Annotated in this window: 20 protein-coding genes and 1 pseudogene; all 21 read left to right on the top strand. The window is 64.1% G+C overall.

Translation table 11 applies throughout. From position 1 onward, the window contains the following. Positions 1-22: 22 nt before the first annotated feature. A complete protein-coding gene (gene mlaD, locus QFZ94_RS32060) occupies positions 23-562 on the top strand; it encodes an outer membrane lipid asymmetry maintenance protein MlaD (protein ID WP_368584354.1) in 540 nt (179 codons plus the stop codon). A gap of 11 nt (positions 563-573) precedes the next feature. After that, complete coding sequence (locus QFZ94_RS32065) at positions 574-1,638, top strand: MlaA family lipoprotein (protein ID WP_429461753.1); 1,065 nt, start codon at positions 574-576, stop codon at positions 1,636-1,638. A gap of 114 nt (positions 1,639-1,752) precedes the next feature. After that, positions 1,753-2,385 (top strand): MlaC/ttg2D family ABC transporter substrate-binding protein, encoded by a 633-nt coding sequence (locus tag QFZ94_RS32070; protein WP_368584352.1) that lies wholly within the window; start codon positions 1,753-1,755, stop codon positions 2,383-2,385. After that, a complete protein-coding gene (locus QFZ94_RS32075) occupies positions 2,382-2,702 on the top strand; it encodes an STAS domain-containing protein (protein WP_368584351.1) in 321 nt (106 codons plus the stop codon). Before QFZ94_RS32070 ends, QFZ94_RS32075 begins: the two co-directional genes overlap by 4 nt. Before the next feature lie 190 nt (positions 2,703-2,892). Then, positions 2,893-3,825, top strand: a complete 933-nt coding sequence (locus QFZ94_RS32080; RefSeq protein WP_013090703.1) for an ABC transporter ATP-binding protein — start codon at positions 2,893-2,895, stop codon at positions 3,823-3,825. Next, the gene (locus tag QFZ94_RS32085) at positions 3,822-4,586 is read left to right on the top strand and encodes an ABC transporter permease (protein ID WP_368584350.1); all 765 of its coding nucleotides are present in this window, start codon (positions 3,822-3,824) and stop codon (positions 4,584-4,586) included. Before QFZ94_RS32080 ends, QFZ94_RS32085 begins: the two co-directional genes overlap by 4 nt. A gap of 15 nt (positions 4,587-4,601) precedes the next feature. Beyond that, entirely contained in the window at positions 4,602-4,841 is a 240-nt protein-coding gene (locus tag QFZ94_RS32090) for a BolA family protein (RefSeq protein ID WP_013090701.1), read from the top strand. Positions 4,842-4,952: 111 nt separating this feature from the next. After that, positions 4,953-6,215, top strand: a complete 1,263-nt coding sequence (gene murA, locus QFZ94_RS32095; protein WP_429461756.1) for a UDP-N-acetylglucosamine 1-carboxyvinyltransferase — start codon at positions 4,953-4,955, stop codon at positions 6,213-6,215. Continuing rightward, positions 6,212-6,913: an ATP phosphoribosyltransferase gene (gene hisG / locus QFZ94_RS32100; protein ID WP_176124279.1), complete on the top strand. Its 702-nt coding sequence runs from the start codon at positions 6,212-6,214 to the stop codon at positions 6,911-6,913. Before murA ends, hisG begins: the two co-directional genes overlap by 4 nt. A 59-nt stretch (positions 6,914-6,972) precedes the next feature. Continuing rightward, positions 6,973-8,307 carry a histidinol dehydrogenase gene (hisD, locus tag QFZ94_RS32105; RefSeq protein WP_368584349.1) on the top strand — a complete coding sequence of 445 codons (1,335 nt, stop codon included), beginning with the start codon at positions 6,973-6,975 and terminating at the stop codon, positions 8,305-8,307. A 143-nt stretch (positions 8,308-8,450) separates the two neighbouring features. Beyond that, positions 8,451-9,521, top strand: a complete 1,071-nt coding sequence (hisC, locus tag QFZ94_RS32110; protein WP_429461759.1) for a histidinol-phosphate transaminase — start codon at positions 8,451-8,453, stop codon at positions 9,519-9,521. Between the two features lie 114 nt (positions 9,522-9,635). Then, positions 9,636-10,223 (top strand): imidazoleglycerol-phosphate dehydratase HisB, encoded by a 588-nt coding sequence (gene hisB / locus QFZ94_RS32115; protein ID WP_176110143.1) that lies wholly within the window; start codon positions 9,636-9,638, stop codon positions 10,221-10,223. Positions 10,224-10,385: 162 nt separating this feature from the next. Further along, the gene (hisH, locus tag QFZ94_RS32120; protein WP_368584347.1) at positions 10,386-11,027 is read left to right on the top strand and encodes an imidazole glycerol phosphate synthase subunit HisH; all 642 of its coding nucleotides are present in this window, start codon (positions 10,386-10,388) and stop codon (positions 11,025-11,027) included. Between the two features lie 181 nt (positions 11,028-11,208). Beyond that, positions 11,209-11,961: a 1-(5-phosphoribosyl)-5-[(5-phosphoribosylamino)methylideneamino]imidazole-4-carboxamide isomerase gene (hisA, locus tag QFZ94_RS32125; protein ID WP_169500003.1), complete on the top strand. Its 753-nt coding sequence runs from the start codon at positions 11,209-11,211 to the stop codon at positions 11,959-11,961. Between the two features lie 238 nt (positions 11,962-12,199). Continuing rightward, positions 12,200-12,973: an imidazole glycerol phosphate synthase subunit HisF gene (gene hisF, locus QFZ94_RS32130; RefSeq protein WP_062128440.1), complete on the top strand. Its 774-nt coding sequence runs from the start codon at positions 12,200-12,202 to the stop codon at positions 12,971-12,973. A gap of 1 nt (position 12,974) precedes the next feature. After that, positions 12,975-13,385 carry a phosphoribosyl-AMP cyclohydrolase gene (gene hisI / locus QFZ94_RS32135; protein ID WP_429461762.1) on the top strand — a complete coding sequence of 137 codons (411 nt, stop codon included), beginning with the start codon at positions 12,975-12,977 and terminating at the stop codon, positions 13,383-13,385. Then, on the top strand, positions 13,382-13,777 hold the full coding sequence (locus tag QFZ94_RS32140; protein ID WP_368584346.1) for a phosphoribosyl-ATP diphosphatase: 396 nt from the start codon (positions 13,382-13,384) through the stop codon (positions 13,775-13,777). The genes hisI and QFZ94_RS32140 overlap by 4 nt, the downstream gene beginning before the upstream one ends. 90 nt (positions 13,778-13,867) lie before the next feature. Beyond that, positions 13,868-14,264 (top strand): annotated as a pseudogene (locus tag QFZ94_RS32145) (DUF4870 family protein). 88 nt (positions 14,265-14,352) lie between these two features. Beyond that, positions 14,353-14,718 carry a histidine triad nucleotide-binding protein gene (locus QFZ94_RS32150; protein ID WP_013090689.1) on the top strand — a complete coding sequence of 122 codons (366 nt, stop codon included), beginning with the start codon at positions 14,353-14,355 and terminating at the stop codon, positions 14,716-14,718. Positions 14,719-14,992: 274 nt separating this feature from the next. Continuing rightward, a complete protein-coding gene (gene tatA, locus QFZ94_RS32155; protein WP_013090688.1) occupies positions 14,993-15,235 on the top strand; it encodes a Sec-independent protein translocase subunit TatA in 243 nt (80 codons plus the stop codon). Positions 15,236-15,283: 48 nt separating this feature from the next. Beyond that, on the top strand, positions 15,284-15,826 hold the full coding sequence (gene tatB, locus QFZ94_RS32160) for a Sec-independent protein translocase protein TatB (protein ID WP_429461765.1): 543 nt from the start codon (positions 15,284-15,286) through the stop codon (positions 15,824-15,826). The last annotated feature ends 6 nt before the right edge of the window (positions 15,827-15,832 follow it).

The following is a 15,832-nucleotide window of genomic DNA, read 5'->3' on the forward strand; positions in this document are numbered from 1 at the left end:
GTGGATTCACTTTGGGATGACGATGAAAAAGAATGTTCTCGACTTCTGGGTCGGCCTGTTCGTGGTGCTGGGTTTCGTGGCGTTGCTGTTTCTTGCGCTGAAGGCCGGCAATATGAGCTCGTTGTCGTTCCAGGCAACCTACCCGGTCAAGCTCAAGTTCGACAACATCGGCGGGCTGAAGCCGCGCGCGCCGGTAAAGAGCGCTGGCGTGACGGTCGGCCGGGTTGCGTCGATCGGCTTCGATAGCAACACCTACCAGGCGCTCGTCACGATCGATATCGACAAGCAATTCGAGTTTCCGAGAGACACTTCGGCGAAGATCCTGACCTCGGGTCTGCTCGGCGAGCAGTACATCGGGCTCGAGCCGGGCGGCGACTCGGAAATGCTGAAGGCGGGCGATACCATCACGATGACGCAATCGGCGATCGTGCTGGAAAACCTGATCGGCCAGTTCCTGTATAGCAAGGCCGCGGATTCCGGCGCAGCGAAGCCCGCTGCATCCGCCCCCACACCGGCGCCGGGAGCGCCGGCCTCCGGCGCTGCCGGCCAGTCAGGCCAATAAGGAGAACAACGATGCAGACGAAACTGCAGACCCCGCGCAGCGGCGCGCGCGTCCTACAGTTCGGCAAGGTCGCCATGGCGGCTGCGCTACTCGCCGGTTGCACGACCGTGCAGACGCCGACCAAGGGCGACCCGTTCGAAGGGCTGAACCGCACGATCTTCACCATCAACGACAAGGTCGACCAGTACGCGATCAAGCCGGTCGCGCAGGGCTATGTGTTTGTCACGCCGCAGCCGGTGCGCGACAGCGTGACGAACTTCTTCTCGAACATCGGCGACATCTATATCGCGGCGAACAATCTGCTGCAGTTGCGCATCGCGGACGGCGTGTCGGACATCATGCGGATCGTGATCAACACGTTGTTCGGCGTCGGCGGCCTGTTCGACGTCGCGACGCTCGCGAAGCTGCCCAAGCACGACAACGACCTCGGTCTGACGCTTGGCCACTACGGCGTGCCGGCGGGCCCTTACCTCGTGCTGCCGCTGTTCGGGCCGAGCACGGTGCGCGACGCATTCGGCTCGCTCGGCAACTACTACGTGAACCCGATCAGCTACATCGATCCGCCGGGCCTGAGCTGGGCCTTGTGGGGCTTGAACATCGTCAATACGCGCGCGAACCTGCTCGGCGCGAGCAACCTGCTGGAAGGCGCGGCGCTCGACAAATACTCGTTCGTGCGCAATGCGTATCTGCAGCGCCGCCAGTATCTGCTCTCGGATAACCGCCGGCGTCCGCAGGACCTGCCGAGCTATGAAGAGGAAGCGCCGCTGCCGAAGTACGACGAAGGCGAGACGGGCGCGGCCGCGGGGGCGGCAGGTGCGCCGGCCGGCGCTGCAACCGGTGCGGCGGGCGCTGCCGCGGGCACGCAGGGTGCTCCGGCAAAGGCGGCTCCCGCATCCGGCGCGGCCGTGGCAACACCGCAGGGCGCATCGGCACCGCAGGGCGCGTCGGCGCCGGAGGCTGCGTCGGGCACCGAAACCCCACCGCTAGACCTGAAAGGCGGCCCTGAAACGCAGATTCCGGCCGGTCAGCTGGTGCCGCCCACGCGCTTCAACTTCCCGTCGTTCAGATTGCATTGAACGTGCAGCCGTAACAGATCGATACGACTCTCGCAGTTTGCGCATGGATTGCCGTCGAACTCGCGTGATAAGGTCCGTTCAAACTGTTGCACTATTTTTGAGGCAAAGCTCGATATGAAAAAATTCTTCCTGATTCCGTTGTTTGCCGTGTTGTTTTCATTCATCAGCGCGGGCGCATCGGCGCAAACCGTCGACACCAACTCCCCCGAGGTGCTGATCAAAACCGTCACCCAGCAGGTGATGGACGCGATTCGCGGCGACAAGTCGATCCAGCAGGGCGACATCACCCACATCACGGCGCTCGTCAACGAAAAGATCCTGCCGTACACGGACTTCCGCCGCACCACCCAGCTCGCGATGGGCCGCAACTGGCGCACCGCGACGCCCGAGCAGCAAAACCAGGTGGTCGAGCAGTTCAAGATGCTGCTGATCCGCACGTACTCGGGCGCGCTCGCGCAGGTGCGCGACCAGCAGATCCAGTTCAAGCCGTTCCGCATGAACCCGGACGACACCGACACCGTGGTGCGCTCGGTCGTGATGAACAATGGCCAACCGATCGAACTCGACTACCGTCTGTACAAGACGGCGCAAGGCTGGCGCGTGTATGACCTCAACGTGCTCGGCGCGTGGCTGATCCAGGCATATCAGCAGCAGTTCAACGAGCAGATCCAGCAGAAGGGCGTGGACGGACTGATCCAGTTCCTCACGCAGCGCAATCAGCAACTCGCCGCGGGCAAGCAGTCGTGAGCGACGTGCTGAACCAGGTCGCGAACCGCTTCGACAGCGGCGCGACGCTGACCCACGAGAGCGCGAAGGCCGCGCTCGCGGCGGGTCTGCAACGCATTGCGGCGGGCGCGCGCGGCGTCGATTGCGCGCCGCTCAAGCAATTCGATTCGTCGGCGCTCGCCGTCCTGCTCGCGTGGGTGCGGGCCGCGGCGGCGCGTGGCGGCAAGTTCGAAATCGTCAATCTGCCGGCTGGTCTCGCCAGTCTCGCGCAGGCCTACGGCGTCGATACGCTTCTCTCTCCTGTCGCCTCCAGCATGGTTGCGTCAGCGCGACATTGACGCTCCTCTAGCGTCGTCTCCCCCCTTCCGGCCAGGCCGGGGGTGTCAGTTTTTGCCCTATAATCAAACGTTTTTTTGGGGCGTTGAACTGGCCCCCTAATCGGCCCCGGTTCCGTTTCTTCCAGCATTTGCACGTCCCCAAGCTCCATCGGGGCTACTTCAGGCGCCGCGACGCGCGCGGCCCATAGTCATGTCAGCCATAGAAATTCGTAACGTCAAGAAGCGCTACAAGGACTTGCAGGCGCTCAAGGGCGTCAGCCTCACGGTCGAAGAAGGCGAGTTCTTCGGACTGCTCGGTCCGAACGGCGCGGGCAAGACGACGCTCATCAGCATACTCGCGGGTCTCGCCCGCGCCGACGAAGGCAGCATCGCGGTGCGCGGTCACGACGTCGTCGACGATTTCCGCAATGCGCGCCGCGCGCTCGGCGTGGTGCCGCAGGAACTCGTGTTCGATCCGTTCTTCACGGTGCGCGAAACCTTGCGCATCCAGTCGGGCTACTACGGTCTGCGCAACAACGACGCATGGATCGACGAGATCATGGCCAATCTCGATCTCACCGAAAAAGCCGATGCGAACATGCGCGCGCTGTCGGGCGGCATGAAGCGCCGCGTGCTGGTCGCGCAGGCGCTCGTGCACCGTCCGCCGGTGATCGTGCTCGACGAGCCGACCGCGGGCGTCGACGTCGAGCTGCGCCAGACGCTGTGGAAGTTCATCTCGCGCCTGAATCGTGAAGGCCACACGATCGTGCTGACCACGCACTACCTGGAAGAAGCCGAATCGCTGTGCGACCGCATCGCGATGCTGCGCCGTGGTGAGGTCGTTGCGCTCGATCGCACCAGCACGCTGCTGCAGCGCTTCGCCGGCATGCAGCTGTTCGTGCGCTTCGCGCACGGCGTGCTGCCCGCCGATCTGCGTCCACTCGAGGCGGAAAGCGGCGCGGGCAACGGCAATGGCCGCCAGCACCTGCTGCGCCTGACGAGCTACGACGACGTCGAGCGTATCCTCGCGCAATGCCGCGCGGCCGGTTGTACATTCGAAGAAATCGAGGTCCGCAAAGCCGACCTCGAAGACGTATTCGTTCAGGTGATGAACGGTCCAGAAGTGATCGAGGGGCTCGCATGAGCGGCTACAGTGGATTTAGCACGCTGTTTTACAAAGAACTGCTGCGTTTCTGGAAGGTATCGTTCCAGACCGTTCTCGCGCCGGTCATCACCGCGCTCCTTTATCTGACCATCTTCGGCCACGCGCTGCGCGGCCACGTCGAGGTCTATCCGGGCGTCGAATACACGAGCTTCCTGATTCCAGGTCTCGTGATGATGAGCGTGCTGCAGAACGCGTTCGCGAATAGTTCTTCGTCGCTGATTCAATCGAAGATCACCGGCAACCTCGTGTTCGTGCTGCTGCCGCCGCTGTCGCACTATGAGATGTTCGCGGCCTACGTGCTCGCGGCCGTGGCGCGCGGGCTGTGCGTCGGCTTCGGCGTGTTCATCGTGACGATCTGGTTCGTGCCGCTCGCTTTCACCTCGCCGCTCTACATCATCGTGTTCGCGATGTTCGGCGCGGCGATCCTCGGCACGCTGGGTCTGATTGCCGGCATCTGGGCCGAGAAGTTCGACCAGCTCGCCGCGTTCCAGAACTTTCTGATTATGCCGCTCACGTTCCTGTCGGGCGTGTTCTACTCGACGCATACGCTGCCGCCCGGGTGGCGCGAAGTATCGCGGCTCAATCCGTTTTTCTACATGATCGACGGCTTTCGCTATGGCTTTTTCGGCGTGTCGGATATCGACCCGCTGGTGAGCCTCGCGATCGTCGCCGGTTTCTTTGTGGTGCTGGCTGTCGTGGCGATGCGCATGCTCGCCACCGGCTACAAGCTGCGCCACTGACGAGGAGCTTCTCTCATGTTGCCGACTCCCGAACAGGTCAAACAGTACATTGCAGCTGGACTCGCGTGCGAGCATCTCGAAGTCGAAGGCGACGGTCAGCATTTCTTTGCGACGATCGTCTCGCCGAGCTTCGAAGGCAAGCGCCTGATCCAGCGTCACCAACTCGTGTATGCGGCGCTCGGCGAGCGCATGCGCGAAGAAATCCACGCGCTCAGCATGAAGACGCTGACGCCCGCCGAATGGCAGAACGCGTAATCTGGAAATTTAGTGCGAGTTACTCACGAAGGGCGCGACGCAGCTAGCGGCGCGCCGAACACAGACAAAGCAGGTCCGGGCGCGAACCGGGCCGATCAGGAACCGACAGGCATGGATAAAATCATCATTGAAGGTGGCTACCCGCTCTCCGGTGAAGTTGTCGTCTCGGGTGCGAAGAACGCGGCATTGCCGATCCTGTGCGCGGGTCTGTTGACCGCCGATCCGGTGCATCTGGAGAACGTGCCCGATCTGCAGGACGTGCGCACGATGCTCAAGCTGCTCGGCCAGATGGGCGTGCGTATCGAGGCAGGCGAAGGGCGCGTCGCGCTCGACGCGTCGAAGGTCGACAACCTCGTCGCGCCGTACGAGATGGTGAAGACGATGCGCGCGTCGATCCTCGTGCTCGGTCCGCTCGTCGCGCGCTTCGGTCATGCGCGCGTGTCGCTGCCCGGCGGCTGCGCGATCGGCGCGCGTCCGGTCGACCAGCACATCAAGGGTCTGCAGGCGATGGGCGCCGAGATCACGATCGAGCACGGCTTCATCGAAGCGCGCGCGAAGCGTCTGAAGGGCGCGCGCATCGTCACCGACATGATCACCGTGACCGGTACCGAGAACCTGCTGATGGCGGCGGTGCTCGCGGAAGGCGAAACGATCATCGAGAACGCCGCGCGCGAACCCGAAGTGGTCGACCTCGCGCACCTGCTCGTCGCGATGGGCGCGAAGATCGAAGGCATCGGCACGGATCGCCTCGTGATCCAGGGCGTCGACAAGCTGCACGGTGCGAAGCACACGGTGATTCCGGACCGCATCGAAGCGGGCACCTTCCTGTGCGCGGTCGCGGCGGCAGGCGGCGACGTCACGCTTCGCAAGATGCGTCCGCTGCTGCTCGAAGCCGTCACCGAAAAGCTGCGCGAAGCGGGCGTGACGGTCGAGGAAGGCGACGACTGGATGCGCGTGCGGATGGACAAGCGCCCGAGCGCCGTCACCTTCCGCACCTCCGAATACCCGGCGTTCCCGACCGACATGCAGGCGCAATTCATGGCGCTCAACACGATCGCGGATGGTACCTCGCAGGTCGTCGAGACGATCTTCGAAAACCGCTTCATGCACGTGCAGGAGCTGAACCGTCTCGGCGCGAGCATCACGATCGACGGCAACACCGCGCTCGTCACCGGCGTCGAGAAACTGTCCGGCGCGAAGGTGATGGCCACCGATCTGCGCGCATCCGCGAGTCTCGTGATCGCCGCGCTGCGCGCCGAGGGTGAAACGCTGATCGACCGCATCTATCACCTCGATCGCGGCTACGACCGCATGGAAGCGAAGCTCAACGCGATCGGTGCGAAGGTGCGCCGCGTTTCCGGGAGTCAGGCATGAGTTCGATGCCGCAAACGTCGTCGTCGCCGGCGGTGAGCGCGCCGCTCACGCTCGCGTTGTCGAAAGGGCGTATCTTCGAGGAAACGCTGCCGCTGCTCGCGGCGGCCGGCATCGAAGTCGCCGAAGATCCGGAGAGCTCGCGCAAGCTGATCCTGCCGACCACCGACCCGAACCTGCGCGTGATCATCGTGCGCGCGACGGACGTGCCGACCTATGTCGAGTACGGCGCGGCCGACTTCGGTGTGGCCGGCAAGGACGTGCTGCTCGAGCATGGCGGCAGCGGTCTGTATCAGCCGGTCGACCTGGACATTGCGCGTTGCCGGATGTCGGTCGCGGTCGCGGCGGGTTTCGATTATGCGAACGCAGTGCGCCAGGGCGCGCGTCTGCGGGTTGCGACCAAGTATGTTGAAACCGCGCGTGAGCATTTTGCCGCCAAGGGCGTGCACGTCGATCTGATCAAACTGTACGGTTCGATGGAACTCGCGCCGCTGGTCGGCCTCGCCGACGCGATCGTCGACCTGGTCAGCTCGGGCAATACGCTGCGCGCGAACAATCTGGTCGAGGTGGAGGAGATCATGCAGATTTCGTCGCGCCTCGTGGTGAACCAGGCAGCGCTGAAGCTGAAACGCGCCGCTTTGCGGCCGATTCTCGACGCGTTTGCCAATGCGTCGTCGAAAACCGGCGCCCCGGCGGCCTGACTGAACGATGGCACTCTGATCACGCTGCGACTCAGCGCCTTACCGAAACGGATACCTGTATGTCTATCAAGATTCGCAAGCTCGATTCCACCGCTCCCGACTTTCACAAGTCGCTGCATGCGGTGCTCGCGTTCGAGGCGAGCGAAGACGAAGCCATCGAGCGCGCGGTCGCGCAGATTCTGAACGACGTGAAGGCGCGAGGCGACGAGGCAGTGCTCGAGTACACGAACCGCTTCGACCGCATCGATGCGAAAAGCGTGGCCGAGCTCGAACTGCCGATGGCGGAGCTCGAAGCGGCGCTCGAAAGTCTCGAGCCGAAGCAGCGTGCGTCGCTGGAAGCGGCGGCGGCGCGCGTGCGCGGCTATCACGAGAAGCAGAAGATCGAGTGCGGCAGCCATAGCTGGCAGTACACCGAAGCTGACGGCACCGTGCTCGGCCAGAAGGTCACGCCGCTCGATCGCGCGGGCATCTATGTGCCTGGTGGCAAGGCCGCGTATCCGTCGTCGGTGCTGATGAACGCGATTCCGGCGCGAGTGGCCGGCGTGCGCGAAATCGTGATGGTCGTGCCGACGCCGGACGGTGTGAAGAATCCGCTCGTGCTCGCGGCGGCATTGCTCGGCGGTGTCGATCGCGTGTTCACGATCGGCGGCGCGCAGGCGGTGGGCGCGCTCGCGTACGGCACGCAGACCGTTCCCGCGGTCGACAAGATCTGCGGCCCCGGCAACGCGTATGTCGCGTCGGCGAAGCGTCGTGTGTTCGGCACGGTCGGCATCGACATGATCGCGGGGCCGTCGGAAATCCTCGTGCTGTGCGACGGCACGACCGATCCGCGCTGGGTCGCGATGGACCTGTTCTCGCAGGCCGAGCACGACGAACTCGCGCAGTCGATCCTGCTGTGCCCGGACGACGCGTTCATCGCGCGTGTGCAGGAAGCGATCGACGAACTGCTGCCCACGATGCCGCGCCACGAGGTGATCCGCACGTCGCTCGAAAACCGCGGCGCGCTGATCAAGGTGCGCGACATGGCCGAGGCCTGCGCGATCGCCAACGACATCGCGCCGGAGCACCTCGAAATTTCGGCGCTGGAGCCGCATCAGTGGGCGCAGCAAATCCGCCACGCGGGTGCGATCTTCCTTGGCCGCTACACGAGCGAGAGCCTCGGCGACTACTGCGCGGGCCCGAACCATGTGCTGCCGACGTCGCGTACCGCACGGTTCTCGTCGCCGCTCGGCGTTTATGATTTCTTCAAGCGTTCGAGCCTGATCGAAGTCAGCGCGGAAGGCGCGCAGACGCTCGGCGAGATCGCCGCCGAACTCGCATATGGCGAAGGTCTGCAAGCGCACGCACGCAGCGCCGAATTCCGGATGCGGCTGAACAACAACGAACGCGGCTGAGGCGGAAGCGGCGAGGGCGGAGACTGCCGCGCGAGCGATGCATCGAGCCCACCCGCCCCGTTCAATAACGACCACAGAGACTAACCCGAACGCCCTGCACCGACGCCGAGCCGGCGGTCTTCGCACGGCCCGGCCCCGAAGCTATGACGACACCTCAAGACATCATCCGCAGCGACGTGCTCGCAATGACGAGCTATCCGGTTCCGGACGCAACCGGCTTCATCAAGCTCGACGCGATGGAGAACCCGTTTACGCTGCCGTCGGAACTTGCCGCGCATCTCGGCGAGCGTCTGGCGGGCGTCGCGTTGAACCGTTATCCGGCGCCGCGTCCCGAGCAGTTGATCGGGCGCATCCGTCAAGTGATGGGCGTGCCGGCGGGTTGCGACGTGCTGCTCGGCAATGGCTCCGATGAAATCATCAGCATCATGTCGGTCGCGTGCTCGAAGCCGGGCGCGAAGGTGCTCGCACCGGTGCCGGGCTTCGTCATGTATCAGATGTCGGCGAAGCTGGCGCATCTCGAATTCGTCGGCGTGCCGCTGAAAGCCGACTTCACGCTCGATACCGACGCGATGCTCGCGGCGATCGCCGAGCACGCACCGGCGCTTATCTATCTCGCGTATCCGAACAACCCGACCGGCACGCTGTTCGATGACGCCGGAATTGAGCGCATCATCGCCGCGGCGGGCAAGAGTCTCGTCGTGATCGACGAGGCGTATCAGCCGTTCGCGCAGAAGAGCTGGCTGCCGCGCGCCGACCAGTTCGACAACGTCGTCGTGATGCGCACGGTGTCGAAGCTGGGCCTCGCCGGAATCCGGCTCGGTTACCTGGTCGGCAAGCCCGCGTGGCTGACCGAATTCGACAAGGTGCGCCCGCCGTACAACACCAACGTGCTGACGCAGGCCACCGCCGGTTTCCTGCTCGACCACATCGGTGTGCTCGACGCGCAGGCCGCGCAGTTGCGCGACGAACGCGAGAAGCTCGCGCAGGCGGTGGCCGCGCTGCCGGGCGCCGAAGTGTTCGACAGCGCGGGCAACTTCCTGCTCGTGCGGGTGCCCGATGCGTCGGTATTGTTCGAAACCCTGCTAACGGCACGTATTCTGATCAAAAACGTGAGTAAAATGCACCCATTGCTGGACAACTGTGTGCGTTTGACCGTCGGTTCGCCGAACGAGAACGCCCAGTTGCTCGCCGGCCTGAAACTCGTGTTGCGGTAATCCGCTCCATTGAGCGGCGGCACTGAGCCGCTGCATTGAACGGCTGCATTGAGCGGCCCGCCATTCGTCCACCCCACATTACTAGCGCTTTTAAGCCAGATTCGAGGAATTGCCATGCGCCTTGCGGAAGTCGTTCGCAACACCAGCGAAACGCAGATCCGTGTGAAGATCAACCTGGACGGCACCGGCCAGCAGAAGCTGGCCACCGGTGTGCCGTTCCTGGACCACATGCTCGACCAGATCGCCCGCCACGGGCTGTTCGACCTCGAGATCGAAGCGCATGGCGACCTGCATATCGACGACCACCACACGGTCGAAGACACCGGTATCACGCTCGGCCAGGCCGTCGCGAAGGCGATCGGCGATCGCAAGGGCATCCGCCGCTACGGTCATTCCTACGTTCCGCTCGACGAAGCGCTGTCGCGCGTCGTGATCGATTTTTCCGGCCGTCCGGGCCTCGAATTCCACGTGCCGTTCACGCGCGCGCGCATCGGCACGTTCGACGTCGACCTGTCGATCGAATTCTTCCGCGGCTTCGTGAACCATGCCGGCGTGACGCTGCATGTCGACAATCTGCGCGGCATCAACGCTCACCACCAGCTCGAAACGGTGTTCAAGGCGTTCGGGCGCGCGCTGCGCATGGCCGTCGAGCTCGACGAGCGCGCGGCCGGACAGATTCCGTCGACCAAGGGCAGTCTCTGACGCAACGGCCGTAGCAGGCTATAACACAGGGTTTCACCGCCCCCAACGTCTCCAGGCCACTCACCTTCACGCGACTCATCGGGCAGGATCGCATTTGCCGGCACGTCGTTCGACGCCGCGCGGCGGCATCGATGGATCGAGGGCAGAGCGGCCAAACTTGAAATGAAAACTTCGATAGCGATTGTGGATTACGGAATGGGCAACCTGCGCTCGGTTGCCCAGGCACTGCGCCAAGCGGCGCCGGAAGCGGACGTGGCGATCGTCGATCGTCCGGAAGCGATCCGTGCGGCCGACCGCGTGGTGCTGCCCGGCCAGGGCGCGATGCCCGACTGCATGCGCAGTCTCGGCGCGTCCGGTCTGCAGGAAGCGGTCGTCGAGGCGTCGCGCAGCAAGCCGCTGATGGGCGTGTGCGTCGGCGAGCAGATGCTGTTCGACTGGAGCGCCGAGGGCGACACGCCGGGGCTGGGTCTGTTGCCCGGCAAGGTGGTGCGCTTCGAGCTCGAAGGCCGCCTGCAGGACGACGGCTCGCGCTTCAAGGTCCCGCAGATGGGCTGGAACCGCGTGCGTCAGGCGCACCCGCATCCGCTGTGGGACGGTGTCGCCGACAACGCGTTCTTCTACTTTGTGCACAGCTACTACGTGGTGCCGGACAATCCGGCGCACACGTCGGGCGAGACGGTCTACGGCGTGCCCTTTACCTCGGCTGTCGCGCGGGATAACATTTTCGCCACCCAGTTTCACCCCGAAAAGAGCGCCGAAGCGGGTTTGCGCGTGTATCGCAACTTCGTGCACTGGAACCCGTGAACGCCTTTCTTTATCCCGTTGCCGCGCGTGCGTCGCGCGGTGCCGCGGTCCCGCATCCGACCGGCGCCCCACTGGAGCGCCGAAAGAGTTGTACTAAACTAGCGAGACGGTATTGCGGCGGGCTGATCCGCCAGCCGCTGCCGCCGACCTTCAATCCACTCCCAGATAACACCCGATTGCTATGCTGCTGATTCCCGCCATCGACCTGAAAGATGGTCAGTGTGTACGCCTCAAACAGGGCGATATGGACCAGGCGACGATTTTCTCCGAGGAACCGGCGGCAATGGCCCGACATTGGGTCGACCGCGGCGCGCGTCGTCTGCATCTCGTCGATCTGAATGGCGCGTTCGCCGGCAAGCCGAAGAACGGCGATGCAATCCGGGCGATCATCGATGAAGTGGGCGGTGAAATTCCGGTTCAGCTCGGTGGTGGCATCCGCGACCTGAACACGATCGAGCGCTATCTGGACGACGGTTTGTCGTACGTAATCATCGGCACCGCGGCGGTGAAGAACCCCGGCTTCCTGCAGGACGCGTGCACCGCGTTCGGCGGCCACATCATCGTCGGTCTCGACGCGAAAGACGGCAAGGTCGCGACTGACGGCTGGAGCAAGCTGACCGGTCACGAAGTGGCCGACCTCGCGCGGAAGTTCGAGGACTACGGCTGCGAGTCGATCATCTACACCGACATCGGCCGCGACGGCATGCTGCAAGGCATCAACATCGAAGCGACGGTGCGCCTTGCGCGCGCGGTCAAGATTCCGGTGATCGCCAGCGGTGGTCTGTCGAACCTCGCGGACATCGAATCGCTGTGCGAAGTCGAAGGCGAGGGCATCGAAGGCGTGATCTGCGGCCGCGCGATCTATTCGGGCGACCTCGACTTCGCGGCCGCGCAGACGCTCGCGGACAAGCTGCGCGAAGCGGACGACGCTTAAGCGCGGCGTCGGCCGCGTTTGCCGGGAAGTGTGCGGCGTGGCACTCACCTTCGGCTTGCGGCACTCGCTCGACCGACGGTTTGCCGGGTAGCGCGCTTCACTCGATCACGCAACCGGGACCTCGCCGGCCCGCGGCCAGCACTCCACTCGCGGCGCGACGCAACCGCTCGCGCCGGCACCGTGCCGCTCGCCCGCAAGCGAGCGGCCTCATCAGCGGTATTGGCAGAATTGCACGATCATGGCTCTAGCTAAACGCATCATCCCCTGTCTCGACGTCACCGCGGGCCGCGTGGTCAAGGGCGTCAACTTCGTCGAACTGCGCGACGCCGGCGACCCGGTCGAAATCGCGCGCCGTTACGACGACCAGGGCGCCGACGAACTGACGTTCCTCGACATCACCGCGACCTCGGATCAGCGCGACCTGATCCTGCCGATCATCGAGGCGGTCGCCTCGCAGGTGTTCATTCCGCTGACGGTCGGCGGCGGCGTGCGCGCGGTCGAAGACGTGCGGCGCCTTCTGAACGCGGGCGCGGACAAGATCAGCATGAACTCGTCGGCGGTCGCGAATCCGCAGCTCGTGAAGGACGCGACCGACAAATACGGCTCGCAGTGCATCGTCGTCGCGATCGACGCGAAGCGCGTGTCCGCCGACGGCGAAACGCCGCGCTGGGAAGTGTTCACGCACGGCGGGCGCAAGGCCACTGGTCTCGACGCGGTCGAATGGGCGCGGAAGATGGCCGAACTCGGCGCCGGCGAAATCCTGCTGACCAGCATGGATCGCGACGGCACCAAGAGCGGCTTCGACCTTGCGCTGACGCGCGCGGTGTCGGACGCGGTGCCGGTATCGGTGATCGCCTCGGGCGGCGTCGGCAATCTGCAGCATCTCGCCGACGGCATCAAAAGCGGTCACGCGGATGCGGTGCTGGCCGCGAGCATTTTCCACTACGGCGAACACACGGTCGGCGAGGCCAAGCGCTTCATGGCCGACCAGGGCATTTCGGTGAGGTTGTGACGTGACGAATCCTTCGGCAGTGAACTGGCTCGATAAGGTCAAGTGGGACGCGCACGGCCTCGTGCCGGTGATCGCGCAAGAAGCGTCGACCAACGACGTGCTGATGTTCGCGTGGATGAACCGCGAGGCCCTCGCGAAGACCGTTGAGACCGGCCGCGCTGTGTATTTCTCGCGTTCGCGCCAGCGCCTGTGGTTCAAGGGCGAGGAGTCGGGCCACGTGCAGCATGTGCACGAAGTGCGGCTCGATTGCGACGAAGACGTCGTACTGCTGAAAGTCGAGCAGGTGTCGGGCATCGCATGCCACACCGGCCGCCACTCGTGCTTTTTCCAGAAATTCGAAGGCTCGGTGGACGACGGCGACTGGCAGGCCGTCGATCCCGTGCTGAAAGACCCCGAACACATCTACAAATGACGCAATCCATGCAAAACCCGTCGCCCGCCGAGGCTTCCACGCTCGACACGCTGCTGCGCCTCGCGGCGGTGATCGATGGCCGCAAGGGCGGCGATCCAGACACCTCGTACGTCTCGCGCCTGTTCCACAAGGGCGACGACGCGATTCTGAAGAAGATCGGCGAAGAAGCCACCGAAGTTGTGCTGGCCGCAAAGGACACGCGCCACGGCGGCGCGCCGAAGGCGCTGGTCGGCGAGGTCGCGGACCTGTGGTTCCACTGCCTCGTGATGTTGTCGCATTTCAATCTGAGCCCCGCCGACGTGATCGCCGAACTCGAGCGTCGCGAAGGCCTGTCGGGCATCGAGGAAAAGGCGCTGCGCAAGAGCCGCGAGCGTGAGGAAAACGGCGACTGAGCAGCCGGAGCGGAAATCTGGCGTTTCCGCTTGAACTCGCGCGCGCTGGCACCTATATAGCGGTAACCGCACCTTCGTGAGGACGCAAGCATGGAACAGCCGCAAGGAAGCTATCCGCCGCCGGTCTACCGCCACGCGATGGAGCCTGAGCGGGAGCGCAGCCTGCGCACGCTCACGCACGTGCTGTACGCGCTGTATGCGGTCCATTGGCTGACCGGGCGGGCTCACCATCCTGATCGCGATCATCATCAACTACGTGAAACGGCCAGACGTGGCCGGCACGCCGTACGAAGCGCACTTCGAATGGCAGATTCGCACGTTCTGGATGGGCCTCGTCGGCTATGCGATCGGCGCGTTGCTATTGGTCGTCGTGATCGGCATTCCGGTGCTGTGGGCGGTCAGCATATGGATGTTGTACCGTATTATCAAAGGCTGGCTGTATCTGTACGATAACAAGCCATTCGCGAATCCGGCCGGCTGGGTCTGAACGCTAGCCGGTCCGAACGCGCGGACCGGCAGTCGGGTCGAACCTCGTCGCGTGCGGCTTCGCTCGCCTAAGTCATACCAGGAATACGATGAGTCACGATCCGAACTGTCTTTTCTGCAAGATTGCCGCTGGCGAAATCCCCTCGACCAGAGTCCACGAAGACGACGAGTTCGTCGCATTCCGCGACATCCGTCCGGCGGCCGAAACGCATGTGCTGGTGATCCCTCGCAAGCACATTGCAACGCTGTCGAACTGCACGGAAAGCGACGCGCCTCTGCTTGGTAGAATGCTTGTCTTGGCCGCTCGACTGGCCGAGCAATTGGGGGTCGCGTATAGCGGCGGCGAAACGGGCTTTCGCACGGTAATCAATACCGGTCCGGGCGGTGGTCAGGAGGTGTATCACCTGCACGCGCACATTCTCGCGGGACCGCGCCCGTGGCATCGCATGGGCTGAGCGGGGGCGCATGGGTTGCACGCCCCGCGTAGCGAGAGCACACCGCTGCGAGTTTTGGTCGAGGACAATAGCGCCGCCGTTATTTTTACCGCTGTGTAATACCGTCGACGTGATCGCCTGACCACAATGACGGCGATTCACACTGCGGCGCACCTTGCGAGCGCGGTGGCGCGACCTGCGGTAACGTAGAGATAGAGGCAGACGAAGCGCACGCGCTTCAGGTTAGGCAAATTTGCCGCATCGAGATGCGGCGTCGGGGTTAAGGAGAGTAGTCATGGGTTCGTTGAGTATTTGGCATTGGTTGATCGTTCTGTTGATCGTCGCACTCGTGTTCGGCACGAAGAAGCTGCGTAACATCGGCAGCGATCTGGGCGGCGCTGTGAAGGGCTTCAAGGAAGGCATGAAGGAAGCCGAATCGCCGTCGGCCGACGCGCAACAGCAGCGCGAACTGCCGCGCAACGGCGCGGTGGACGTCGAAGCGAAAGAAAAGACGCAGCAATCGGGCGATTACCGCTAAGCCGCGGCGTTTGCGCCGTTCCCGCGTTTCTGACGGACATTCCACTTCATGCTGGACCTCGGTCTAACCAAGATGGCGCTGATTGGCGTCGTCGCGCTGGTCGTCCTCGGGCCTGAGCGCCTGCCGCGTGTCGCCCGCACGGCTGGCGCGCTGTTCGGCCGCGCACAGCGGTACATCAACGACGTGAAGGCCGAAGTCACGCGCGAAATCGAGCTCGACGAATTGCGGCGCATGAAGACCGAGTTCGAGAAGGCCGCGAGCAACGTCGAAACGACAGTTCAGGATAATCTGCGCAAGCATGAGAATGAACTGAACGAGGCGTGGAAGAGTGGTACGTCGGTGTCGCCGAGCATCGCCGGCGGCGCGCTCGAAGACGCCGGCAGCGGCGTCAGCGGCAGCGCCGGTGCCAACTCGTGGCCCGTCAGTACGCCGGCCGCCGCGCCCAAACGCAAGACCTGGCGCGTCCAGCAGAGCGCCACCCCCACCTGGTACAAGCGAGCGAGCCTGCGCCGCACGCGCGTGCAGTCGGGCGCCGCGCGCGTTGCGCGGCACACACCTGCCAACCTGCGTCGTCCGACGCGGTTTTTCTGATGTTCA

The sequence above is a fragment of the Paraburkholderia sp. JPY465 genome, from assembly GCF_050436725.1.
Lineage (GTDB): Bacteria > Pseudomonadota > Gammaproteobacteria > Burkholderiales > Burkholderiaceae > Paraburkholderia > Paraburkholderia youngii.